Origin of the sequence: Methylobacterium thuringiense, assembly GCF_022179645.1 — a bacterium.
GTDB lineage: Bacteria > Pseudomonadota > Alphaproteobacteria > Rhizobiales > Beijerinckiaceae > Methylobacterium > Methylobacterium thuringiense.
The window spans coordinates 1-24,044 of the sequence record NZ_BPRA01000008.1; the positions used below are offsets into that span (position 1 = coordinate 1).

Consider the following 24,044-nt stretch of genomic DNA (forward strand, 5'->3'; position numbering starts at 1 on the left):
CGTCGCTTCGATCCAGGAATAGGACGCGGGGCTGTTGCCGGCCGTACGGCCGATCAAATAATGCCGCCGATCTACAGTCTTCGCCGGTCCTCGTCTTGACGGGTGGCCGGCGGAGTCATTTTCTGGCCCCGCCCGATTCCGGCGGAGCCATCCATGTCTGTATACCCGTCGCCATCCTGGCGCCGATTCCTGGCCGGAAGCTTGTTATTCGCGGGGACGGGCAGCCTGGTCCACTCGGGCGTCGCCTACGCGGATGCGCTCAGCGACGGTCGTTTCCGGAGCGAGGTCGCAGAGATTGTGCGTGCGGTCGAGCCGACCGCGACGATTCTTCCCGATCCCGACCCGGGTCAGATCCGCGTCGGCCGTTTCACGATCGCGTTGACCAACCTCTATCCCCGTGTCGCGACGCTGTCGGGGACGGACCGTCGGCAAGCGATCGAATCGTATTTGACCGAACTCATGCGGCCCGCGCCCGGCACACCCTCGGGCGATCCCCAGACCTTCGAGACAGTCAAATCACGCCTGCGCGTCCAGCTCGTGCCGCGCGAAGTGCTCCGGCAGACGCCCGAACTCGTTCACCGCGCCTTCTCGGAGACGCTGATCGTCACCTACGTCCTCGACGAACCGAACCGCTATCAATAGGTGACCCGACCGATGCTGGCGCGCTGGAACATCGACGCCGCGAGCCTCGAAGCGCCCGCCCTGGTCAATCTCGCGGCCGCTTCGAAAAAAGCCAACTTTCGGCTCGCCCTCGCCGACGACGTTCCGGTCTTGGCCCTGGTCGCGACCGGCGACAACTACGATGCCGCGCGCCTCATGTTGCCGTATTACCTCACCCAGATCGCCGAGGCCCTCAAGACCGACAGCTTGACACTGGCCATTCCGACTCGCGACTTGCTGATGGCATGGCCCGCCGACAGCAAGGCACGCCAGGACCTGGCCGAGGAAGTGCGCAAGCAGATGCGGACCGGCGCCTACGCCCGTACCGACGAGCTGTTCCGCTTCGAAAGAGGCGCGGTCAGACCCCTCACGGTGGCCGAGCGGGCCGATCACGGTCGATGAACGACAGGGGACGTCGCCGAGCCTCTTGCATCCCGCCGAACGTTGCGGCATTGACGTCGCCGCGCCGCGGCGCCGTAGGAGTGTAGCTCAACTGGTCAGAGCGCCGGTCTCCAAAACCGGAGGTTGCGGGTTCGAGTCCCTCCACTCCTGCCAGTCCGGCACAACTCAGCCTTTTCGTGGATAGTCGACAAGCCGGAGTACTTGCGCTAGAGCGTGCGCACTCCGAGATCGTCGATTGCGCTATCGCGGTTCGGGCGTGGTCGAGGCGTTTGCCTTGGTCCTTCGCCCCGCCGGCTCTCGGAATTTCCGGTACACGTAAGATCATGGCATCGAACGAAGCGACGAAGAAAGCGGATCCCGCCCGGGCTGCCGCCCGCGGGCCGGCAGCCCCGACGACGGCGCGCTCCGCGCCTGCGCCTCGCCCGCCGGCCAAGCGTGTCGGACCGTTGGAGTTCCTGGGTCAGGTTCGCGACGAGGGCCGCAAGGTCACGTGGCCGAGCCGCAAGGAGACCACGGTGACCACGATCATGGTCTTCGTCATGGTCGTCGTCGCGAGCATCTTCTTCACGGTCGTGGATCAGTTCCTGCGCTGGGCCGTCGGGCTCCTCCTCGGGATCGCCGGCTAGTCATTTTCCGGTGCGATCTCTCGCGCCGACGATTGCTTTGGGAGTTGAACCGACCCGTGTCGAAGCGCTGGTACATCGTCCACGCCTACTCGAACTTCGAGAACAAGGTCGCCCAGTCCATCAAGGATCAGGCGGCGCAGCGCGGACTCACGGAGCTCTTCGACGAGGTCATGGTGCCGACCGAGAAGGTCACAGAGGTGCGCCGCGGCCGGAAGGTCGAGGCCGAGCGCAAGTTCTTCCCCGGCTACGTCCTCGTGAAGTGCGAACTCACCGACGAGGTCTACCACCTTATCAAGAACACCCCGAAGGTCACAGGCTTCCTCGGCGCCGACAAGTCGAAGCCCGTGCCGATTCCCGACGCGGAAGCCGAGCGGATCAAGGGTCAGGTGCAGGAGGGCGTTGATCGCCCGAAGCATTCGGTATCCTTCGAGATCGGCGAGACCGTTCAGGTGTCGGAAGGCCCCTTCGCCAGCTTCAACGGTGTCGTCGAGGAGATCGACGATGGCCGCTCTCGCCTCAAGGTGGCAGTGTCGATCTTCGGACGCGCTACCTTGGTCGAGCTCGAATACGGACAGGTCGTTAAGGCCTGATCGTAGGGTCGATCGGCTAGCCCGCTCGCCCATCACACGCGGGAGATCCGCCCGGCTTCGCCTCCGGGAATTTCGGATCGCACCGCGACCTGCAACCGCCCGCTCCGTCGAAGGCTTAGGCAGCCCGGCGGCGGGCATACATTGGGAGCAGTCCCCATGGCGAAGAAGATCACGGGTTACGTGAAGCTTCAGGTCCCGGCCGGCGCCGCCAATCCGTCGCCGCCGATCGGTCCCGCGCTCGGTCAGCGCGGTCTCAACATCATGGAATTCTGCAAGGCCTTCAACGCGAAGACCGCGCAGATGGACAAGGGTACCCCGATCCCGGTGATCATCACCGCGTATCAGGACCGTTCGTTCACCTTCGAGATGAAGCAGCCGCCGGTCACCTTCTTTCTGAAAAAGGCCGTCGGCCTGAAGATCGGCAAGAAGCCGGCTTCCGGTTCGAAGACCCCGGGCAAGGGTCCGACGGTCGGCACGATCTCCGAGGCTCAGCTTCGCGAGATCGCCGAGAAGAAGTTGGTCGACCTCAACTGCGACTCCATCGAGTCCGCCGTTGCCATGATCCGCGGCTCCGCCCGGGCCATGGGTCTCGAAGTCACGGCTTGAGGAGGTCAGAATGGCTGAAGGTAAGCGCATCCGCGCCGCCCGCGAGGGCATCGAGCCGACCAAGCTCTACACCATCGACGAAGCGATCAAGCTCGTGAAGTCGAAGGCGACCGCCAAGTTCGACGAGACCGTCGAGGTCTCGATGAATCTGGGCGTCGATCCCCGCCACGCCGACCAGATGGTCCGCGGCGTCTGCAACCTGCCGAACGGCTCCGGCCGCACCGTGCGGGTCGCGGTCTTCGCCCGCGGCGCCAAGGCCGACGACGCCCGTGAGGCCGGTGCCGACATCGTCGGTGCGGAGGATCTTCTCGAGATCGTTCAGGGCGGCAAGATCGAGTTCGATCGCTGCATCGCGACTCCCGACCTGATGCCCCTCGTCGGGCGTCTCGGCAAGGTGCTCGGCCCGCGCGGCCTGATGCCGAACCCGAAGGTCGGAACGGTGACCATGGACGTGAAGGCCGCCGTCGCCGCCGCCAAGGGCGGCGCCGTGGAGTTCCGCGTCGAGAAGGCCGGCATCGTGCATGCCGGCATCGGCAAGGTTTCCTTCGATGAGCAGAAGCTCGTCGAGAACATCAAGGCCTTCGCCGACGCCGTCTCCAAGGCGAAGCCGACGGGTTCCAAGGGCACCTACATCCAGCGCATCGCCGTCACCTCGACGATGGGCCCGGGTGTGAAGGTCGAGCCGAGCTCCGTGCTCACGGCCTGATCGTTTCGCAACCCAAGAAGACCAGAAGCGCCCGGCCCCAGCGGCCGGGCGTTTTTCGTTTGTCAGTACATCCGGGCGGTGGTGATCGGTACGGCGGCGAGGCTGACGGCAGCCATAAGGATCGGTGCCGCGACGGCGATGCACCGCCATCCGGCGAGGGAGGCTTCGCGCAGACGGGGCACGGCGAGGGCCAGCATCGGCAGGATCGGCAGGAGGTAGCGCCCCTGCGGTCCATAGACCGCCAGTTCGCCGACATTCGTCCAGGACAGGTACTGCGACAGGATCACGAGCCAGACGCAGAGCAGCGCGGATCCGGCAAGGAGCGCGAGATCGGCGCGGCGGATGGCCTCTCCCTGACCGGCGAGCGCCACGAACGGGACGACGAACCCGGCTGCCCAGAGCCAATAGAGCGCAACCGGCAGCGGTTTATCGAGCCAGCCGAAGAAGCCGATGGCGCCCATGGCGAGGGTCGCCATATGCTTGACCGTGAACAGAAACTTTGCCGGCACGGTCAGCAGGCGGATCGGCTGGGATAGCAGCACCTGGGCCTGCGCCCGCGTGTCGGTACCGTCGAAGGTGGCGGGACGCGCTCCGTTCCAGAGCGGGCCGGCCTCGTAGGCGTAGCGCGGCACCGGCGTCGCCACGACGGAATTCGCATAGCCGAACCAAAAGACGCCCGGCAGCACGACGAGCGCGGCCAACGCCGTCCGGCGAAGCAGGAAGCGGCCGATGTCGCGGCCGGCAGGCAGCGGCACGAGCAGCATCGCTGCCAACGGTGCGTAGGGCGGCTTGGCCAGAAGGACGAGGGCGATCAGGGCGGCGGCGGCCCCGAGGCTGCGCCGCGACGGCCCGGCATGGCGGGGCGAGCGCCGCGAGAGCAGGGCGGCGGCGAGAACCGTCGTCGCGATGATCAGGCTGTCGTGGTTGAACGAGGCCGCGAGCGAGAGCGACATCGGCAACATCAGGATGCAGAAGAACAGGATGCGGCCGCGCTGCGCCAGCGCCAGCGCCGCTAGCCCGATCAGGAAGTAGGCCGCGAGGTTCGCGAACCGCCCGATCAGCGCGGCGGTGGCGTCGGGAAGACCGAGCGCTGTGCCGAGCAACAGGCCGATTGCCGACGGTACGTAGAAGACGGGGCAGTAGGTCCCGATCGTGTAGAGCGGAACGAAGGCCGGCTTGCCCGCGGCATCGTCGTCGAGCGACATCGGGGCAGGCGAGTAGGCCGACGTGATCGGCCGAGACCGGCTCAGCCGCTCCCAGGCCGGATCGATGGTGACGCCGGCCGTGGTCCGGGTCGAACCGTCGGAAAACGGGATCGCCTCCCGGTGCCCGACGATCTGCCCGTCCATGAGGGCCACGGCGCGCAGCAGATGAGCCGACTCGTCGGCGACTTCGCCGAAGGGGACGAGCAGTGCCAGCAGGATGCCGAGCGGCAGGCCGAAGGCCGCCAGGGCGATCATCCAGAGCGGAGAACGGGTGGGGGCGAGCAGCGCCGGCCTGTCGGGAGTCACGCCGCCGAGCTTTCGGAGGCGTCCTGCGCCGGGTCGCGACCGAACGGCCCCGTCTCGATCGCGGGCATCTCGACTTTTTGCGCCAGGAGACGGCGGAGCTTGAGCATCAGCATCAACGTCGCGCCGATGCCGAGCGCCAGAACGCCGATGCGCAGCCATTCGGCGAGGTTGCCGCCGGCGACGGCGAGGCCGCCGGAGCGGCCGAGCGCGCCGATCATCACGTAGGCGAGCAGTGCCGGCAGGGAGGCTACCGTACCGATGAGGTAGTCGGACAGGCGCACGCTGGTGAGGCTCAAGGCGTAGCTCGTCGGCGCGAACGGCATGATCGGCGACAGGCGCAGCAGGCAGACGACCCGCCAGCCCTCCTTGGCCAGCGACCGGTCGAGGCCGGCGAGACGTCCGCGTCTCTCGGAGCCACCCGGCTTGCGTGGCCGCATGACCCGCCCGAGGCCGAAGCTCGCGAGCGCTCCCGTCATCGTGCCGGCGGCGGCGACCAGGAACCCGGTTTGCGTGCCGAACAGCGTACCTGCAGCGACGCCGATCAACGAGGCGGGCAGCACGCCGCTCGCGGCGACGAGCGCCTGCACGGCGAGCAGAAGGGCCGGGCCGAGGGCGCCGCGCTGCTCACAGAAAGCCTGGACCCAGGTCACGGCGTCGAGGGCGGTCTTGGGCGAGGCGATGGCGAGAAGGAGCGGCAATCCGGTGACGAGACCGAGCGCCACGATCGGAAGATGTCGCCGAAGCCCCGTCACGACCGCACCTGCGCCGGCTCGCTCGCGGCCGGAACCGACGGGGAATAGAGCGGGTCGCTACGCAGGCCGAACCGGTTCAGCCGATAGTCGAGCGCCGTCTTCAGGACACCGAGGCCGTAGATGCAGCTGCGGCGGAAATTGATCGAGGACGCGTCGTCGAAATAGCGGGTCGGGCAGGAAATCTCGCCGATGCGAAAGCCGGCATGCATGGTCTGGGCGAGCATCTGGTTGTCGAACACGAAATCATCCGAACAGCGGTCGAGGGCGATGCTTTCGAGGACGGTGCGGCTCCAGGCGCGATAGCCGGAATGGTACTCGGAGAGTTTCTGCCCCATGAGAATGTTCTGCACGAAGGTCAGGCCGCGATTGGCGACGTACTTGTAGAGCGGCATGCCGCCGACGAGCGCGCCCTTGCCGAGGATGCGCGAGGCCAGCACCGCGTCGTACTCGCCGGAGACGATCATCGAGGCCATCGCCGTCACGAGACGCGGGGCGTATTGATAGTCCGGGTGGAGCATCACGACGATGTCGGCGCCACGGTCCAACGCCGTGCGATAGCAAGTCTTCTGGTTTCCGCCGTAGCCCAGGTTGCGCGTGTGCCGCACCGTGTGGATGCCGAGGGACTGCGCCACCGCGACGGTCTCGTCACGGCTTGCGTCATCGATCAGGATGACATCGTCGACGATATCGAGGGGAATCTCCGCATAGGTCCGGCGGAGCGTGGCCGCCGCATTGTACGCCGGCAGCACGACGGCAATTTTCTGACCATGCAACATCTGTCGACCGACTCTACGTAACTGAACTGCATCCGCCATACGCGCGCGCTGCGGTCTACGTCATCATCCGCAGCGACCGAACCTCAGGCCCTCCCTGGGGAACATGAGGATATCGGGCAACTCCTCGATCGAAACTGCGCATCGACAAATCCCGACAATTACGGCGAGATTGGAGACGAGTTTCGGATTTGCCCGAGCTCTGCCGCGAAAGCCGTACCTGACGAAATTGCACGGGCGCTTGCCTCAGACACGCCGTCGCACCTTCGATCCGGCTGAGAGAAAACCATCCCATCCGTCGGACGTCCGGCAGCGCAGCGGACTCGGCCACATGCGGCCGGCCAGGACCTGCGCGGTTAACGGTGAGTTAACCGTGGCATAGGACGCTGCCGTCGACCGTGATCGACGACGGACCGATGCCGTGACGGGCGAGGCGAACTCGATCGACGTGCCTCGCAATCCGCGGGTCCGCCTCATGCCGAACATCCCATGACGTTGACCGCACGCATCCTGCTTCTCGTCCTGCTCGCGCTCACGCCGGCAGTGGCGGTGCAGGTCTACAACGAGCGGGCCTTGCGGGATTCGCGGGCGGAGGCTGTGCGGGCGGCGGCGGCGCGCGGGGCCCAGGCCGTCGCCGCCGACCTTGCCCAGTTCGCCGACGGGGCCCGCCAGGTGCTCGAGATCCTGGCCGAGGAACCGGCGATCCGCGACCGGGACGCGACGGCCTGCACGCCCTTCCTCGCGTCCGTGGCCGGCCGGCTCACCGGCTCCAACATCATCGTGGTGACGGATGCCGCCGGCGGCGTCGTCTGCAACAGCAAGGGAGCGGCAGCGGGCTCCTATTCCCTGGCGGACCGCAACTACTTCAAGACGGTGATGGCGACCGGCCGCTCCGCGATCGGCGAATATGTGATCGGGCGCGGCAACGGGCGCCCGACCATCCAGTTCGCGCACCCGCTTCGCGACGGCAGTGGGCGGGTCGACGGCCTGATCAATCTCGGCTTCGATCCGGAATGGCTGAGCCGCCGTCTCGCCCAGGCCGGAATACCGCGGGACGCCGCCGTCACAGTCATCGATCGCAACGGGTCCGTGGTCGTACGGCTGCCCGATCCGGAGGCCTGGATCGGGCACGGCGTGCCCGACAGCTTCGAGGCGGCACTGAAAGAGGCCGTGGCGGCCGGGGGCGTCTCCGAGATGCGTGGGCTTCGCGGCACCCTGCGCATCACCGGCGTCGTGCGTCCGCAAGGCGCGCTCGACGGCATCACCATCGCCGTCGGCATCAGCCGCGAGGCGGCCTTCGCCGATATCGACGCGGCGAACCGGCGCGGCGTGGTGCTGATCCTCGTCGGCATCCTGATCGCCCTGCTGGCGGCGCTGGTCGGCGGCCGCCTCTTCATCCGCCGCCCCGTCCAAAGACTTCTCAGAGCCGCGCATGCCTGGCGCGGCGGCGATCTCGGCTCCCGTTCGGGACTGAGCGGCAGCTCCGAATTCGGCGAACTCGGCCAAGCCTTCGACACCATGGCCGCGGCGCTGCAGAGCCACGAACAGGACCTCAAGGCCGAACTCTCGCGCAGCCATGCTCTGCAGGAGCAGCAAGTCACGATGCTGCACGAGCTGAACCACCGCGTGAAAAACACGCTCGCGACCGTGCAATCCCTCGCCCGGCAATCGCGCGGCGGCGAGGAACAGGTGGCGCAACTCGAGAACCGCATCCTGGCCCTCTCGAAGACGCACGATCTGCTCACCCGCCGGGACTGGACGCGGGCGTCGCTCCGGCAGGTGCTGGAGAACGAACTCTCGCCCTACCGCAACGGCGAAGACCAGTTCGAACTCGTCGGCGAGGACGTCGACCTGCCGCCGCGCTACGTGCTGGCGCTCGGCATGACGGCGCACGAACTCACCACCAATGCCGCCAAGTACGGTGCGCTCTCGACAGGCACCGGCCGCGTCAGCGTCGGCTGGCGGGTCACCCGCGGTGGTGCCGGCCAGAGCCGCCTGCGGATCGAATGGCGCGAGCGCGATGGCCCGCCCGTCACGATCCCGCGCCACCGCGGTTTTGGCAGCCGCCTGATCACCGGCGGCATCGCGCGCGAACTCGCCGGCGAGGTCCGGCTCGACTTCGACCCGGACGGCTTGCGCTGCGTCATCGACGTGCCGCTCGAGGCGTGCGCCACCGCACATTGAGGCTGTCGGTCAGCGTGCCGACGACGGAGATAATCTCCGCGCCTGCGACGATCGGGCCGAGGCGGGCAAAATTGCGTGAAGGGGGGACACCGCGGTCGGAGCCTGTGCTATATCCGCCTCCATGCGAAGCACAGTCCCGGTTACCTCTCAGCGGCGCATCCTGTGCGTCTTTCCCGCCTACACGCCGTCCTTCGGCACGTTCTCGCACGCCTACCCCCTGATGGGCGGCGTGAAGGCGTTCATGCCGCCACAAGGGCTCCTGGTGATTGCGGCCTACATGCCCGAGAGCTGGGAGTGCCGCTTCATCGACGAGAACATCCGCCGCGCGGGTCCTGAGGACTTCGCCTGGGCCGATGCCGTGTTCGTGTCGGGCATGCACATCCAGGAAGGCCAGATCCACGACATCGGCCGGCGCGCGCATGCCGCCGGCAAGGTCGCGGCGCTCGGCGGCCCCTCTGTCTCGGGCGCCAAGGAGAAGTACCCGGATTACGACTACCTGCATGTCGGCGAGATCGGCGATTCCACCGACCGGCTGATCGAGGCGCTCGACCACGATCTGTCGCGACCCGACCGTCAGGTGATCTTCGAGACCAAGGACCGGCTCCCGCTCTCCGACTTTCCGGCGCCGTCCTACGAGGCGGCACCGCTCAAGCGCTACCTGATCGGTTCGCTGCAATTCTCCTCGGGCTGTCCCTATCGCTGCGAGTTCTGCGACATCCCACAGCTCTACGGCCGCCAGCCCCGACTGAAGAGCCCGGAGCAGATGTGTGCCGAGCTCGACGCCATCATCAGCCAGCCCGGCCATCCGGCCGTGGTCTACTTCGTCGACGACAACTTCATCGCCAATCGCAAGGCGACGCGGGACATGCTCCCGCATCTCGTCGCCTGGCAGAAGAAGAACGACTACCCGCTTCAGTTCGCCTGCGAGGCGACGCTGAACATGGCCAAGCAGCCCGAGATCCTCGAGCTGATGCGGCAGGCGAACTTCATGACCGTCTTCGTCGGCATCGAAACGCCGGAGGAGGGCGCCCTCAAGGGCATCGACAAGACCCACAACGCTGCCGTGCCGATGTACGAGGCGATCTCGACGCTGAACTCCTACGGCCTCGAAGTGACCTCGGGCATCATCCTCGGGCTCGACACCGACAGCGACCTGTCCGAACAGAACCTGATCGACTTCATCGACAAGTCGGCGATCCCGGTGCTGACGATCAACCTGCTGCAGGCGTTACCAAAGACGCCGCTCTGGGACCGCCTCGAACGCGAGGGCCGGCTCGTCCACGACGCCAGCCTGGAATCGAACGTCCTGTTCATGCGCCCGCACGACACCGTGGTGGCGAGCTGGCGCAGGGCGATCGGTCATGCCTACACGCCCGAACATCTCTTCGAGCGCTTCAAGCACCAGTGCGATGTGACCTACGGCAACCGCATCGTCACGCCGACCAAGGGGAAGCTGACCTTCACCAACCTTCGCCGCGGCCTGATCCTCGGCTTCAACATCATCACTCGCGTCGGGATGTTCTCGGATTACCGGCGGCCGTTCTGGAACGCGGCGCGCCACGCCCTGAAGCGCGGGCAGATCGAGGCCGTGTTCAACATGGGCTTCGTCGCCCACCACCTGATCCGCTTCACCCGCGAGGCCCTGCGCGGCGAGCACAACGCCTCGTTCTACGCGGCCAAGGCCGCCGAGACGGAAGAGGCGCGCGAGCGCGGCTTCTGGGCCAGCGCCCGCCGCCGGTTCGTGCCGGAGCGCGAGGCGGCATAGCCGCCCCGGCAGCCGGCTTGACTCGCCGGCTGCTCGAGGGCCTTGAGGCGGCATGTCCAGCCTCGATGCCTTCGCGCTCGATACCCTAGCCCAGCTCGATGCCGCCTCCCTGCGCCGACGCCTCGCAGCGACGGAGCGCGGAGACGGTACACTGGCCCGGCGGGCCGGACGCGATCTCGTCTCGTTCTCCTGCAACGACTATCTCGGCCTGAGCCACGATCCACGGGTCGTGGCGGCGGCGACCGAAGCCCTGGCGCGCTATGGAGCCGGGGCCGGGGCCTCACGGCTCGTCACCGGCAACCATCCGCCGCTGATCGCGCTGGAGGAACGGCTGGCCGCCCATAAGGGTACGGAAACGGCGCTCGTCTTCGGCAGCGGCTACCTCGCCAATCTCGGCATCGTCTCCGGACTCGTCGGCGCGGGCGACCTCATCCTGGTCGATGCCCTCGGGCATTCCTGCTTCTTCGCCGGGGCGAAGCTGTCCGGCGCCGAGACGCTCCGCTTCCGTCACAACGACCTTGCGCATCTCGCGACGCTGCTCGGCAAGCATCGGGGCAAGGCGCGACGGGCGATGATCCTCACGGAGCGGGTCTTCAGCATGGATGGCGACCGGGCGCCCCTCGACGGAATCCTGGCGCTGGCCGAGGCGCACGACGCCTGGGTACTGGTCGACGATGCCCACGGACTCGGCGTGGTCGAGCCCGGTGCCCGCGCACCCCTTGAAATGGGCACGCTCTCGAAGACGCTCGGCTCCTATGGCGGCTATCTCTGCGCCTCACGGCCCGTCATCGACCTGCTGACCTGCCGCGCACGCAGCTTCGTCTATACCACCGGTCTACCGCCGGCGTCGGCCGCCGCCGCATTGGCGGCACTCGATATCGTCGAAGCGGAGCCGGAACGCGCCGCCCGGCCTCTGGCGCTCGCCCGCCGCTTCACGGCGCGGCTCGGGCTGCCCGAGGCGCAGAGCCCGATCGTCCCGGTCGTGGTGGGAGAGGCGGAAACGGCACTAGCCCTGTCGTCAGCGCTCGAAGCCCGCGGCTTCCTGGTCGTCGCCATCCGCCCACCAACGGTGGCGACCGGCACGGCACGACTGCGCGTCGCCTTCTCGGCCGCGCATAGCGAGGCGCAGGTGGATGCGATCGCCGCAGCCCTGGCGGATCTGCGACCGGCCGCGACGGCATAGCATTCGCGTTGCGGCGCGGATGCGGTCAGTGTCCGGTCTGGCCTCCACTCTATGGACACGCTGCCTGTGCTCGCCTCCGTCCTCGCCACCCGCAAGCCCATCGCGACGATCCTGGCGCAAGCGGAGGGTTCCGAGGCCTCCGACGGTCTCGCCCGCAGCCTCTCGGCGCTGAGCCTCGTCTGCATCGGCGTCGGCGGCACGATCGGGGCTGGAATCTTCGTGCTGACCGGGACGGCGGCGGCGCAGTTCGCGGGGCCGGGCCTCGCGCTGTCCTTCATCCTCGCCGGCATCGCCAGCGGGCTCGTCGGACTCTGCTACGCCGAACTCGCGGCGATGATCCCGGTCGCCGGATCGACCTACACCTACACCTACGCGACCCTCGGCAGCCTGGCGGCCTGGATCATCGGGTGGGACCTCGTGCTCGAATTCGCGATGGCAGCCTCCACCGTCGCGGTGGGCTGGTCCGGCTACGCACAGAGCCTTGCCGCGGATTTCGGGCTGCGGCTGCCGGCCTCGCTCGCCTCCGCCCCGGGACGCGGCGGCACCATCGATCTGCCGGCCGCCGCGATCACCTGTCTGCTCACCCTGCTGCTCATGCGCGAGGCGCGCGACGCGGCCATGGGCAATACGATCATGGTGGCCCTGAAAGTGGCGATCATCCTGGGATTCGTCGTGGTCGGCGCAGCTCACGTGAAGCCCGAGCTCTGGTCGCCGCTGGTGCCCCAAAACGACGGCGCGTTCGGCGCCTTCGGCTGGAGCGGCATCCTGCGTGGGGCGGGCGTGGTGTTCTTCGCTTATATCGGCTTCGAGACCGTCTCCTGCGCCGCCGCCGAGACGCGCAACCCGCAACGTGACGCGCCGATTGGGCTGATCGGAGCACTGATCGTCAGCACGCTGCTCTACGTCGCGGTCGCGATCGTGCTGACCGGTCTCGTGCCCTACAAGGCGCTGAACGTGTCTGATCCGATCGCCAAGGCGGTCGACACGATCGGCCTCGATGGCTTCGGGTTGCTGATCAAGGTCGGCGCTTTGATCGGCCTGACCACCGCCTGCCTGAGCGCGCTCTACGGGCAGGGCAGAATCTTCTATGCGATGGCGCGGGATCGGATGCTGCCGGATATCTTCGCGCGGCTCGATCCAGCCACGCGGGCACCGCGGATCAGTCAGGTTTCGATCGGGCTGGTTACCGCCACGGTCGCTGCGCTGGTGCCGATAGAAATTCTCGGCGAACTCGTCAGCATCGGAACGCTGTTCGCGTTCATCCTGGTCTGCAGCGCCGTCTTGATCCTGCGCCGGACCGAGCCGGAGCAGGCCCGCCCATTCCGGGTGCCCGGCGGCAACGTGCTGCCGGTCCTCGGCATTTTCGCCTGTCTCGCCCTGATGGTCGGGCTGCCGGGCGACACTTGGATTCGGCTCGTCGCCTGGTTGGCGCTGGGGCTCGCGATCTTCTTTGGCTACGGCCGCCGACGACTGCGAGCCGCCGCAGTTCAGTAGGTCCGCTGACCCGTGCGCCCACCGCCGTAGCGCCGACGCAGCCACGACACGACTTTGGGCAGCAGGAAGGCGAGGATCAATTTGCGCATGATGCGGGTCAGGGCTCCGGTATCGTTTTTGTGAAGCCTCAATCGCCCATCGGGCGGCGATGTTCCGTCACAGCTCCAGCGTCAGGGTCACCGGGGCGTGGTCGGAGGGTTTCTCCCAGCCGCGTGCGTCGCGAAACACCTCGACCTTGCGGACCGTGTCCTTGAGGTCCGGCGAGACCCAGGCGTGGTCCAGGCGGCGGCCCTTGTTGGCGGCCTGCCAGTCGGGCGAGCGATAGCTCCACCACGTGTAGATCTTTTCGGGCTCGGGCGTGAGCAGGCGTGCCGTGTCGATCCAGTCGGCCTCGCCGCGGAGGGTCTCCAGCGCTTCCGTCTCGACGGGGGTGTGGCTCACCACGTCGAGCAGCTGCTTGTGCGACCAGACGTCGTGCTCGAGCGGCGCGACGTTGAGATCGCCCACCAGGATCGCCGGCCCGGCAACGCGTTTGCCGCCCCAGGCACGCAACTCTGCCAAGAAGTCGAGCTTGTGCGCGAATTTCGGGTTGAGGGTGCGGTCGGGAATGTCGCCACCGGCCGGCACGTAGAAGTCGTGCAGCGCGATCCCCGCCGCCTTGCCGGCTTCCGGCCCGAGCACCGCCGAGATGTGGCGCGCGTCGGCCCGTTCGCAGAACGGCATCACGCAGCGGGTGATGAGCGGAAACCGCGAGAGGATGGCGACGCCGTTGTAACCCTTCTGCCCGGCGAACGCGACGTTCTCGTAGCCGGAGCCTCGCAGCGCCTTCAGCGGAAAGGCATCGTCGGGGCACTTGGTCTCCTGCAGACAGAGGACGTCGGGCTTCGCAGCGTCGAGAAAACGCAGTACCGAGTCGATGCGCAGCCGCACCGAGTTGATGTTCCAGGTGGTGACGGTGAAGCGCAACGGATCCGGCCCTGTTGGGTTGGCATCGGCGAAGGGCGTTACCGATAGATCGGTTTCGTGCGCCCGTCGCCGGTGAAATGCCGCCGGCGGTCTGCTCTCCACGGCGGCCGGCGACCTCTCGTTCAAGGACCCCCCGCGTGTCACGCACCCGCTCCGTGCTCTTCAACCTGTACTGGGCCGGCTGGACCGGCCTGTTCGCGTTCCCACTGGTGGTGCTCGCGGCCCTCGGCTCGCCGGCCCGGCCGATCCGGGCTTTCACCCGGCTGTGGTCGCGGGGCATCCTGTTCGGACTGCATCACATCATCGGCCTGACCTACGTGGAGGAGGGTCGCGATCGCATCCCATCCGGACCGTGCCTGATCGTGGCCAACCACCAATCGGCCTGGGAGACGCTGGCTTTCCTGACCCTCGTCCCCAACGTGGCGATCGTGGCCAAGCGTGAACTCGTGGCGATCCCGATCGTCGGCTGGTTCCTGAAGCGCTCACCGATGATCATCATCGACCGCGCCAACGGCACGCAGGCCCTGCGCATCATGATCGACGAGAGCCGCGCCGCCATCGGGCAGGGGCGCTCGATCCTGATGTTCCCGGAGGGGACACGCGGGGAGATCGCGGCGCCGGTGCAGTTCAAGCGCGGCGTCGAGCTGCTCTACGCCAAGCTCGGGCTGCCGGTGCTGCCGGTCGCGGTGAATTCCGGGCTGTACTGGCCGCATGGCGGCTCTCGCCACAAGCCCGGAACGGTTGTGGTGAGCTACCTCTCCACGCTCGCGCCGGGCCTGACCGGGGCTGAGTTCATGCGCGGCACGCAGGGAGCGATCGATTCGGAGCTCGACCGCTGGCGGGAGCCGCGAGCGCGGACCGTAGATCCGGCGCTGCAGGCGATCTGACGGCCTACTGCTCCGCCTGCGCTTCGTTGCGCTTGATCTGCTCGCGCATCGCTTTGTCCTCAGCGCGGCCGTAATCGATGAAGAACAGTGTGCCGTCGACGGCCTTGCCCTTCTGCAGGTTCGCGAGCTGCACCGTGGTCAGGTAGCCCTGCGGATCGGTGATCCGCCATTGCGAGAGCGTCTTCATCTCGGCGTCGAAATAGAGCTGGATCTTCGAGGTACCGCCGAGCGTCGATCGGTCCTCCAGCGTCACGCGGATACCGCCCGGCTCGTTCGAGACATCGGTCACGCTGAGGTCGCGGGCGAGGTCGATCTTTTCGCGGATCAGGAATTTCAGCGGCGTCTGCGAGATGAAGTAGAGATCCTGCGTGTTCAGCTTGCGGTCGCGCACGGCCACCGAGGTGCCGTCCGCGATCACCTCCAGCGGCGAGGGCTGGTCGTACTCGAAGCGCAGGCGGCCGGGCTTGGCCAGCGAGATCTTGCCGCCGATCCTGCGGCCGTCCGGCCCGATCTGCATGAAGCTGCCGGTGAGCGTCTGGAAGCTGTTGAAATAGGCGTTGGCGCGCTGGACGACGGCTTCGGGCTCGGCATTCTGCAGCGACGACCCGGCACCCGGCGCTCCGACCGCGGCGACCTGGGACTCGGCGGGCCGCCCGGCAGCCTTGGGAGCGACGGGTTTGTCGGTGCTCGCAGCCTTGTCCTTGGCCGGCTTCTGCGCGGATTTCTTGGCAGACGGCGCGTCCGGCTCGGAGGGCGCAGGCGCGGCCTTCTCCTCCTTGTTGCCGAGGAGGCCATCGATGAAGTTGGACAGCTGCGCCGAGGCCGGCTGCGGCTGCAGCGCGAGGGCCAGGAGAAGCAGCGGACCGGCGGCGAGGCGGGAGCGGCGGCCAGTCATCGTCTTGCGTTCTCCGAGACTTGCGGGCGTTTTGGTCGGGACCGCTTCGGTCCACCTTGACGTTCCGGAGCGCAAAGCACCGGAACGTTCGTGGTTAGAGCCCGCGCCTGTGGCGAAGTTGCGGCCTCACTCGTCGTCGTCGTAGCCCGAGGAGGGCATCGGCACGCCGTCGACCAGGATCTCGCGCTTGCCGGCGTGGTTGGCCGGCCCGACGATGCCCTCGATCTCCATGCGCTCCATGATCGAGGCGGCGCGGTTGTAGCCGATCTGCAGGCGACGCTGGATGTAAGAGGTCGAGGCCTTCTTGTCGCGCAGCACCACGGCGATCGCCTGGTCGTAGAGATCGGCCGCATCGCCGCCGCTGGCCGCGACGAAGGCGCCGACGTCGAAGACCGGAGCGTCGGCCTCCTCGCCCTCGGCCTCTTCCTTGTCGGCCTTGGCACGAGAACCCTTCGTAGCCTTCTCCGGCTCACCCGTGCCGTCATCCGCCGTGACCGCTTCGAGATAGGACGGCCGGCCCTGGCGCTTGAGGTGGTCGACGACGGTCTCGACTTCCGAGTCCGAGCAGAACGGACCGTGCACGCGGGTGGTGCGGCCGCCACCGGCCATGAACAGCATGTCGCCCTGGCCCAAAAGCTGCTCGGCGCCCATCTCGCCGAGGATCGTGCGCGAGTCGATCTTCGAGGTGACCTGGAAGCTGATGCGGGTGGGGAAGTTCGCCTTGATCGTGCCGGTGATGACGTCGACGGAGGGGCGCTGCGTCGCCATGATCAGGTGGATGCCGGCGGCACGTGCCATCTGGGCGAGACGCTGGATCGCGCCTTCGATGTCCTTGCCGGCGACCATCATCAGGTCGGCCATCTCGTCGACGACGATGACGATGTAGGGGAGCGCCGAGAGGTCCATCGCCTCCTCGACGAACACCGCCTCGCCGGTCTCGCGGTTGAAGCCGGTCTGGATCGTGCGGTTGATGACCTCGCCCTTCTCGCGAGCCTCCTTCATCCGGCCGTTGTAGCCGTCGATGTTGCGCACACCGACCTTGGACATCTTCTTGTAGCGCTCCTCCATCTCGCGCACGGCCCATTTGAGGGCGATCACCGCCTTCTTCGGGTCGATGACGACGGGGGAAAGCAGGTGCGGGATGCCGTCGTAGACGGAGAGCTCCAGCATCTTGGGGTCCACCATGATCAGGCGGCACTCCTCCGGCTTCAGCCGGTAGAGCAGCGACAGGATCATCGTGTTGATGGCGACCGACTTGCCCGAGCCGGTGGTGCCGGCGACGAGCAGGTGCGGCATCCGGGCGAGGTCGGCGATGATCGGCTCGCCGCCGATGTTCTTGCCGAGGCACAGTGCCAGCTTGTGCTTGGTGTGGACGAAGTCCTCGGATGCGAGGAGCTCACGCAGATACACGGTTTCGCGCACGGCGTTCGGCAGTTCGATGCCGATGACGTTGCGGCCGGGGACAACGGCGACGCGGGCCGAGACGGCGGACATCGAGCGGGCGATGTCGTCAGACAGGCCGATGACGCGGCTCGACTTGGTGCCGGGTGCCGGCTCCAGCTCATAGAGCGTCACCACCGGGCCGGGGCGAACAGCGAGGATGTCGCCGCGCACGCCGAAATCCTGCACGGTCTGCTGGAGGTTGAGTGCGTTCTGCTCGAGTTCGTCCGCGTCGACCTCTTCCGTGTCGGAGAGCATCGGCTCGGCGAGGAGTTCGAGGGCCGGAAGCTCGTAGTTCTCGTTGCCGACGAAGGACATCGGCACATGCTGGTTCGCGGGCACCAGGGTGCGGCGCTCGGGCATGATCGCACGGGACGTCGAGACCGGCGCCGGCAGGGCGGCGACCGGCTCGGGAGCGGGCTCCGGCTCGGGCTCGACCAGTGCGATCTCGGGCTCATCGATCTCGGACAGGGCCGATTTCGGCGTGCGCAGCAGGACCGGACGTGACGGGATCGGCACGGGACGCGGCGCAGCGGCGATCTCCTCCTGCACAAACGGGGGAGGGGAGGGGAAGGTCGCGACGGGCGTCGGCACGACCGGCTGAGGGGTAACGGCCGGGCGGATGGCAGCGCGGGCGGCCATGGCGGAGTGTGCGGGACGCGGAGCCGGCGCGGCGCGCTCGGAGAGACCGCCCGGTACGAGGCTCAGCGCGGGCTTCGCGGCGGCGGGCCGCATGTCGTCCTGCTCGAGTACGACCGGAGCGTTGGCCGGAAGCGGCATCGGCATCCCCTCGAAGCGCACGAGGTGATCGAGCGCATAGACCGGAGCCGTCGGCAGGGCGCGCAGCAGCGAGACGTCGAGAGGCACGGAGACGTACATCTCGGGGGTCTGCGTCACCGCCTGCGGGATCGTGACGTCGGGGCTCGGCGCATCGGCGAACCACAGTTCGGTCGAGGAGGATTCGGCAGCACCGAACCAGCCCTGCAGATCCGACCAGTCCGGCACGTCGGACCACTCGGCATCGGGCACAGGCTCCTCGGAGACCGCCACCGGCTTCGGGGCCGGGGGACGCGGCCGATCGGGGGTGCGGAAGAAGCGGACTCCGGGCGGCGGCACGAACGGGCGACGCCAGGCCGGCATGGCCTCGGCGGCGGCGCGGGCCGCGTCCTCCGCCTTTTGCGCAGCGAGTTCGATGGCGAGTTCCTGCGCACGCAGCGCCTCGGCCGCGGCGGCCTCGCGGGCGGCCTCGGCGGCGGCGAAGGCGGCGGCCTGCGCTTCGTGCAGCGCCTGAACCTGACGCTGCGCCTCACGTTCGGCCTCGATGGCGCGCTGGCGGCGCTCCTGCAGCACCGGATCGGGCGTGCGGGTGAAGCGCACGCTCGGGTCGTAGGCTTGCGCCGGCATCGCGGCCGGCACGATGGAATCCGGGCGGCGTGGGGTGCGCACGAGGACGCCGGCGCCCGAGGCGCCCGCATCGATGCGGCTCTCGTAGGACGGGTCGAGATCGTAGGCATCCTGCGGGACGATACCGTCCTCGAAGGCATGGTGCGACCAAGCCACCGAAGGCCGGGCCGGCTCCGGCTGGGCGAGCATCGCGCCCGGCGCGGTAAGCCAGCTCGGGGGAGCCTCGGGCGCGGGGCGCGCCACCGGCTGGGCCGAGCGCTGCGGCGGCCCGTAGAGGCGGCGGGCGACGTTCGAGCGTAGAGCCATCAGGCGCTGCGTGATGGCGCCGATGGAGAGGTCGAGGCGGTCGCCGCCGCGCCCCGGGCGAGAGGGATCACGATGGGTTTGGGGAGGCCGTCCCGTTGCGCGCATGATCTGTGAAATGACTCGATACAAGGTCCGACTCCCCGCGGAGCGGTTCCCCACCAGTTAGGCGCAGCGTCGTTAATGAACGCTTGAAAGCGCCCTCGCCCGACCGTCCCGGATGGCTTCGGGTCACCCCGAAATACGATGCGGAGCGCCCTCTTCACCCGGCGAGAATCGCTTGAGAGCCGGGTGCCGGGGACGGGCTGTCCGGGAGCGGGTTTGCGCGTAAACTCCGCGCGTTATCCGGCATTCCTCAGTCGGGTCGTGACGTGCGGAGCAGCAGTCGGTCCGGTGGCTCAGGCAGAAAACACGAAGGATTTCCGGTCGCTGTACCGGCACGGCTTCGCCCGCGTCGCCGCCTGCACCGGACGCAGTCACCCCGGCGACCCGGCGGCCAACGGCCGGGCGCTCCTCGACCTCGCGAAAGGCTGCCACGAGGCCGGCGCGGCGCTGGCCGTGTTTCCCGAACTCTGCGTGTCGTCCTACGCCATCGACGACCTGCTGCTGCAAGGCACGCTCCTCGATGCGGTCGAGGATGCGCTCGGCACGCTCGTCGCGGCATCATCCGGCCTGACGCCGGTCCTCGTCGTCGGCGCGCCGCTCCGCTGGCGACACCGGCTCTACAACTGCGCCGTCGCGATCCATGGCGGCCGCGTCCTCGGCGTGATCCCGAAAAGCTACCTGCCGAACTACCGCGAGTTCTACGAGAAGCGGCACTTCGCCCTCGGTGCCGGTGTGAGCGGCGAGAGCATCCGGGTCTCGGGCGTCGAGGCGCCGTTCGGAACGGACCTGCTGTTCGAGGCCGAGGACCTACCCGGCTTTGTCCTCGGCATCGAAGTCTGCGAGGACCTCTGGGTGCCGACGACGCCGGGCATGGAGGCGGCGCTGGCCGGCGCGACCGTGCTCGCCAACCTCTCGGGAAGCCCGATCACGATCGGACGGGCCGAGTCACGGGCTCTGCTCAGCCGCTCGGCCTCGATGCGGGGGCTCTGCGCCTATGTCTACGCCGCGGCGGGGCAGGGCGAATCGACCACGGACCTGTCCTGGGACGGGCAGACCAGCATCGACGAGAACGGGGTGCGGCTCGCCGAAGGGGCACGCTTCTCCCTCGACCCGGTGACGACGCTCGCCGACATCGACCTCGACCTGATCGCGCAGGAACGCCTGTCCTCGGGCAGCTTCGACGACAATGCACGCGAGCGCGGCCGCACCTACCGGCGCATCGCCTTCCGGCTCGATCCGCCGGCGGGCGATCTCGACTTGAGGCGGCGCGTCGAGCGCTTTCCCTTCGTCCCGGCCGACCCGGCCCGCCTCGCCCAGGATTGCTACGAGGCCTACAACATCCAGGTCGCCGGCCTCGCACAGCGCCTCGAGGCGACGAACACGAAGAAACTCGTGATCGGCGTTTCGGGCGGGCTCGATTCCACGCACGCACTGATCGTCGCGGCCAAGGCCTTCGACAGGCTCGGGCGCCTGCGAACCAACATCCTGGCGTACACGCTGCCGGGCTTCGCCACCTCGGACGAGACCAAGGCCAACGCTCACGCGCTGATGGCCTCGCTCGGCGTCACGGCGCACGAGATCGACATCCGGCCGACCGCGAAGACGATGATGGAGGAGATGGGCCACCCGTTCGGGCGGGGCGAGCCGGTCTACGACGTCACCTTCGAGAACGTGCAGGCGGGGCTTCGCACCGACTACCTCTTCCGCCTCGCCAACCAGCAGGGCGGCATCGTGCTCGGCACCGGCGACCTCTCGGAACTGGCGCTCGGTTGGAGCACCTACGGCGTCGGTGACCAGATGAGCCATTACGGCGTCAATGCGGGCGTGCCCAAGACCCTGATTCAGCACCTGATCCGCTGGGTCGTCGCCTCCGGGCAATTCGGCGAGGCCGAAAACCGCACCTTCCTGGCCGTGCTCGATACCGCGATTTCGCCCGAACTCGTTCCCGCCGCCGAAGGCGAGGGGCCGCAGAGCACAGAAGACAAAATCGGGCCATACGCGCTGCAGGATTTCAACCTCTACTACACGCTCCGTCATGGCTTCCGACCCTCGAAGATCGCCTTCCTGGCGCTTCATGCCTGGAGCGATCGTGAGGCCGGCTCCTGGCCTCCGGATATGCCGGCCGCCAAGCGCGTGGCCTACGGGCTGCCGGAAATCCGGCATTGGCTCGGCGTGTTCCTCGATCGCTTCTTCCGGTTCAGCCAGTTCAAGCGCTCCGCCCTGCCAAACGGCCCGAAGGTTTCCTCCGGCGGCGCCCTCTCGCCGCGCGGCGACTGGCGCGCGCCGTCCGACGCCAGCGCCAGGGCCTGGCTCGACGAGTGGGAGGGCAACGTCCCCTCCGAGTGACGCCTCCCGTCCTGCCGCGCCCGCGCAGAAGGCCGGCGGACATAAACCTGTCCGATTGTACGGCTATGCCATTCTCCGCTGGTTGGCATGCGGAGGACGATCCGATGCGAAGCTACAACCTTTTTCGCTTGAAGAGCGACGAGGGCCTCTGCTGCGCAGTCCCCGAGAGTCATGTCGTACCGCGCTTCGTGACAGGCGGTCGCTGGAGCTTCGGCGGCAAGGTCGATGAGCATGCCGTGGGCACGCCAGGCTTCGACGGAAAGGCCGCCGCGACGTCCGTGCGCTTCAACGGCTTCTACCTGTTCCAGGCGATGGACCGACCGGCGAATTGAAGACCGTCGATCGGGGATCTCCCCGAGTTTCGAGAAAATCGGCGAGCTTTCCTTAAGGGGTCGCAGGCGACAATCGAATCGGAGCCGTTGCTCGGGGATCGAGATGTCGATTGATCAGCGCCAGACCGTGCGCATGAGGACGTTCCTCAAAGGCAAGATCGTCTTCAACAACGGCCGCTCCACCATGGACTGCCTGGTCCGCGACATGTCGGGGACCGGAGCGCGGCTGGAACTGAGCGAGACGACGACGCTGCCGGAAGCGTTCGACCTCTACATCCAGAACAAGGACCAGACTTACCGGTCGACCCTGCGCTGGCGGCGCGCCAATGGAGTCGGTGTCACCTTCGACATGGCCGCGAAGCCCGCGCCCGCCCTCGCTAGGGAGGTCGTCGCCGAGCCGGCCGCCGCCGATCCGTCGATGACGATGCTGGTGCGTCGCATTACGGAACTCGAGGCCGAGAACGCCGCCTTGCGGTCGGTCATCGCATCCATGGGCAGGGCAACGAGCACCGCCGCCTGAGGCGTTCTACGCTTCCTTCAAAGCCTTCCGGATCCGCTCGGCGTGGTCCGCCAGGACGGCGTTGTCGGCCATGCCGCCCTCGTGGCGAGTGAGCGACACGCCCTCGCGGCGCGGCACGAGATGCACGTGCAGGTGAAACACCGTCTGCCCGCCAGCCGGCTCGTTGTATTGGAACACCGTAAGGCCGTCTGCTTCGAAGGCCGTCTTAACGGCCCGTCCGACGCGCTGCGCTACCGCGATCAGACGCGCCAGCACCGCAGGGTCGGCGTCGAGCAGCCCGCGCGAGGGCGTCTTCGGGATCACCAGGGTGTGACCCTCGGCCTGGGGCATCACGTCCATGAAGGCCAGCGTGTCGTCGTCCTCGTAGACTTTGTGGGCCGGGATCTCGCCGCGCAGGATCTTCGCGAAGATGTTGTCCGGGTCGTAGGCGGTGCTCATCGAGCAGGGCTCCTGATCATCGGTCGGGATCGGCCGGCAGGTTGCACGGGCCGGCCGTAGGCGTCCACAGCCGACGGGCGCCGGCATCGCGCACGCATCAGGCGAACCCTTGCCGCGGTCGGGCGTTCGAAACTACGGTCACGCTTGCACCGGCAGGCGGTTCGGGCAGGGGAGCAGGCATTGGCCGAGAGCACGGGTGCGATCTACACGGCGGCGGGGGCAAACCTCGCCATCGCCGCGGCGAAATTCGTCGGCGCGTTCCTGACGGGATCGTCTGCGATGATGGCCGAAGGCGTCCACTCGGTGGTCGACACCACCAACCAGATCCTGCTCCTCGTCGGCATCAAGCGCGCCGAGAAGCCGGCGGATGCGAAGCACCCCTTCGGCTACGGCCGCGAGATCTACTTCTACGCCTTCGTCGTCGCCCTGTTGATCTTCCTCGGCGGCGGAATTTTCGCGATCTACGAGGGCGCTCACAAGATCCAGCATCCCGAGCCGCCGGCGGATGCGACCATCCTCGGCTATCAGCTCTCGGGATTCTGGATCAACGTCGGAATCCTCGGCTTCGCCATCGTGGCCGAAGGCTACTCCTGCCTTGTCGCCATCCGCTCGTTCCAGGCCGAGAAGGGCCGGCAATCGGCGATCTCCGCGATCCGGCGGAGCAAGGACCCGGCGCTCTACACGATCCTCGTCGAGGATGTCGCCGCGCTGATCGGCCTCGTCATCGCGCTGGCCGGCGTGGTTCTGGCCCATGTCCTCGACATGCCGGTGCTCGACGGCTGGTCCTCGGTGGGGATCGGTATCGTACTGGTCGGTATGGCGATTTTCCTGATGAAGGAGACGCATGGGCTGCTGATCGGCGAGGCGGCCGACCCGACTGTGGTCAAAGCCATCGACGAGGCGGTGCGCGGCGAGCGCTCGGTCCACCATGTCAACGAGGTCCTGACCCAGCATATGGGGCCTTCGGACATCCTGGTGAATGTCAGCCTCGATGTGGCGGACGACATCCCTGCGGGGGAGATCGAGAAACTCGTCGGCCGTCTCGACAGGGAGCTAAAGACCCGGAATGCCGATGTAAAACGGGTCTTCATCGAGATCCAGTCGAAGCACCCCGCGCAGGTGCCGCCCGCCTGACGGTGGCGCCGAACCCGATCTC

22 protein-coding genes and 1 tRNA gene are annotated in these 24,044 nt (G+C 67.7%); 16 read left to right on the forward strand and 7 right to left on the reverse strand.

From position 1 onward, the window contains the following. Positions 1-153 precede the first annotated feature (153 nt). From MFF07_RS08845 to rplA, 7 genes are all read left to right on the forward strand, one after another. The gene (locus MFF07_RS08845; protein ID WP_238231636.1) at positions 154-642 is read left to right on the forward strand and encodes a hypothetical protein; all 489 of its coding nucleotides are present in this window, start codon (positions 154-156) and stop codon (positions 640-642) included. 12 nt (positions 643-654) lie between these two features. Then, the gene (locus MFF07_RS08850; RefSeq protein WP_238231638.1) at positions 655-1,062 is read left to right on the forward strand and encodes a DUF1444 domain-containing protein; all 408 of its coding nucleotides are present in this window, start codon (positions 655-657) and stop codon (positions 1,060-1,062) included. A 76-nt stretch (positions 1,063-1,138) separates the two neighbouring features. Then, positions 1,139-1,215: transfer RNA gene (locus MFF07_RS08855), tRNA-Trp, on the forward strand. Between the two features lie 170 nt (positions 1,216-1,385). Further along, positions 1,386-1,688 carry a preprotein translocase subunit SecE gene (gene secE / locus MFF07_RS08860; protein WP_147817314.1) on the forward strand — a complete coding sequence of 101 codons (303 nt, stop codon included), beginning with the start codon at positions 1,386-1,388 and terminating at the stop codon, positions 1,686-1,688. 56 nt (positions 1,689-1,744) lie between these two features. After that, complete coding sequence (nusG, locus tag MFF07_RS08865; RefSeq protein ID WP_147817315.1) at positions 1,745-2,278, forward strand: transcription termination/antitermination protein NusG; 534 nt, start codon at positions 1,745-1,747, stop codon at positions 2,276-2,278. A gap of 156 nt (positions 2,279-2,434) precedes the next feature. Then, complete coding sequence (gene rplK, locus MFF07_RS08870) at positions 2,435-2,884, forward strand: 50S ribosomal protein L11 (protein ID WP_147817316.1); 450 nt, start codon at positions 2,435-2,437, stop codon at positions 2,882-2,884. A 10-nt stretch (positions 2,885-2,894) separates the two neighbouring features. Beyond that, positions 2,895-3,590, forward strand: coding sequence for a 50S ribosomal protein L1 (gene rplA, locus MFF07_RS08875; RefSeq protein ID WP_147817317.1), 696 nt, complete (start codon positions 2,895-2,897; stop codon positions 3,588-3,590). Positions 3,591-3,652: 62 nt separating this feature from the next. On the opposite strand, the gene MFF07_RS08880 is transcribed toward rplA, so the two are convergent. From MFF07_RS08880 to MFF07_RS08890, 3 genes are read right to left on the reverse strand one after another with little or no spacing between them, the layout of a single operon-like run. Next, complete coding sequence (locus MFF07_RS08880) at positions 3,653-5,101, reverse strand: DUF2142 domain-containing protein (RefSeq protein WP_238231640.1); 1,449 nt, start codon at positions 5,099-5,101, stop codon at positions 3,653-3,655. Further along, entirely contained in the window at positions 5,098-5,823 is a 726-nt protein-coding gene (locus MFF07_RS08885; protein WP_187272645.1) for a TVP38/TMEM64 family protein, read from the reverse strand. The genes MFF07_RS08880 and MFF07_RS08885 overlap by 4 nt, the downstream gene beginning before the upstream one ends. A 26-nt stretch (positions 5,824-5,849) precedes the next feature. Next, the gene (locus MFF07_RS08890) at positions 5,850-6,602 is read right to left on the reverse strand and encodes a glycosyltransferase family 2 protein (RefSeq protein WP_238231641.1); all 753 of its coding nucleotides are present in this window, start codon (positions 6,600-6,602) and stop codon (positions 5,850-5,852) included. A 513-nt stretch (positions 6,603-7,115) separates the two neighbouring features. On the opposite strand from MFF07_RS08890, the gene MFF07_RS08895 reads away from it, so the two are divergent. From MFF07_RS08895 to MFF07_RS08910, 4 genes are all read left to right on the forward strand, one after another. Further along, positions 7,116-8,810 carry a sensor histidine kinase gene (locus tag MFF07_RS08895; RefSeq protein ID WP_147819131.1) on the forward strand — a complete coding sequence of 565 codons (1,695 nt, stop codon included), beginning with the start codon at positions 7,116-7,118 and terminating at the stop codon, positions 8,808-8,810. Between the two features lie 121 nt (positions 8,811-8,931). Next, a complete protein-coding gene (locus MFF07_RS08900) occupies positions 8,932-10,575 on the forward strand; it encodes a B12-binding domain-containing radical SAM protein (protein WP_147819129.1) in 1,644 nt (547 codons plus the stop codon). Between the two features lie 52 nt (positions 10,576-10,627). Then, complete coding sequence (locus MFF07_RS08905) at positions 10,628-11,758, forward strand: aminotransferase class I/II-fold pyridoxal phosphate-dependent enzyme (RefSeq protein ID WP_147819128.1); 1,131 nt, start codon at positions 10,628-10,630, stop codon at positions 11,756-11,758. Between the two features lie 51 nt (positions 11,759-11,809). Continuing rightward, the gene (locus MFF07_RS08910; RefSeq protein WP_147819126.1) at positions 11,810-13,252 is read left to right on the forward strand and encodes an amino acid permease; all 1,443 of its coding nucleotides are present in this window, start codon (positions 11,810-11,812) and stop codon (positions 13,250-13,252) included. Positions 13,253-13,408: 156 nt separating this feature from the next. On the opposite strand, the gene xth is transcribed toward MFF07_RS08910, so the two are convergent. Beyond that, positions 13,409-14,218, reverse strand: a complete 810-nt coding sequence (xth, locus tag MFF07_RS08915; protein ID WP_147819124.1) for an exodeoxyribonuclease III — start codon at positions 14,216-14,218, stop codon at positions 13,409-13,411. Between the two features lie 137 nt (positions 14,219-14,355). Here xth and MFF07_RS08920 point away from each other — a divergent pair, with 137 nt between their 5' ends. Continuing rightward, entirely contained in the window at positions 14,356-15,105 is a 750-nt protein-coding gene (locus tag MFF07_RS08920) for a lysophospholipid acyltransferase family protein (RefSeq protein WP_238231643.1), read from the forward strand. Positions 15,106-15,109: 4 nt separating this feature from the next. Here the strand turns inward: MFF07_RS08920 and MFF07_RS08925 are convergent, their stop codons facing one another. Together MFF07_RS08925 and MFF07_RS08930 are read right to left on the reverse strand one after the other, a co-directional pair. After that, positions 15,110-16,000, reverse strand: coding sequence for a LolA family protein (locus MFF07_RS08925; protein ID WP_147819120.1), 891 nt, complete (start codon positions 15,998-16,000; stop codon positions 15,110-15,112). A gap of 126 nt (positions 16,001-16,126) precedes the next feature. Continuing rightward, positions 16,127-19,255, reverse strand: a complete 3,129-nt coding sequence (locus tag MFF07_RS08930; protein WP_444543601.1) for a DNA translocase FtsK — start codon at positions 19,253-19,255, stop codon at positions 16,127-16,129. A gap of 285 nt (positions 19,256-19,540) precedes the next feature. Between MFF07_RS08930 and MFF07_RS08935 the strand changes: the two genes are divergently transcribed. The 3 genes from MFF07_RS08935 (at position 19,541) to MFF07_RS08945 (ending at position 22,450) form a co-directional block, all read left to right on the forward strand. Further along, positions 19,541-21,598, forward strand: coding sequence for an NAD(+) synthase (locus MFF07_RS08935; protein ID WP_238231645.1), 2,058 nt, complete (start codon positions 19,541-19,543; stop codon positions 21,596-21,598). 104 nt (positions 21,599-21,702) lie between these two features. Then, positions 21,703-21,930 (forward strand): hypothetical protein, encoded by a 228-nt coding sequence (locus MFF07_RS08940; RefSeq protein ID WP_147817524.1) that lies wholly within the window; start codon positions 21,703-21,705, stop codon positions 21,928-21,930. Between the two features lie 103 nt (positions 21,931-22,033). Beyond that, the gene (locus MFF07_RS08945; RefSeq protein WP_147817525.1) at positions 22,034-22,450 is read left to right on the forward strand and encodes a PilZ domain-containing protein; all 417 of its coding nucleotides are present in this window, start codon (positions 22,034-22,036) and stop codon (positions 22,448-22,450) included. Positions 22,451-22,456: 6 nt separating this feature from the next. On the opposite strand, the gene MFF07_RS08950 is transcribed toward MFF07_RS08945, so the two are convergent. After that, on the reverse strand, positions 22,457-22,888 hold the full coding sequence (locus tag MFF07_RS08950) for an HIT family protein (RefSeq protein WP_147817526.1): 432 nt from the start codon (positions 22,886-22,888) through the stop codon (positions 22,457-22,459). A 180-nt stretch (positions 22,889-23,068) separates the two neighbouring features. On the opposite strand from MFF07_RS08950, the gene MFF07_RS08955 reads away from it, so the two are divergent. Continuing rightward, the gene (locus MFF07_RS08955; protein WP_147817527.1) at positions 23,069-24,022 is read left to right on the forward strand and encodes a cation diffusion facilitator family transporter; all 954 of its coding nucleotides are present in this window, start codon (positions 23,069-23,071) and stop codon (positions 24,020-24,022) included. Positions 24,023-24,044 lie beyond the last annotated feature (22 nt).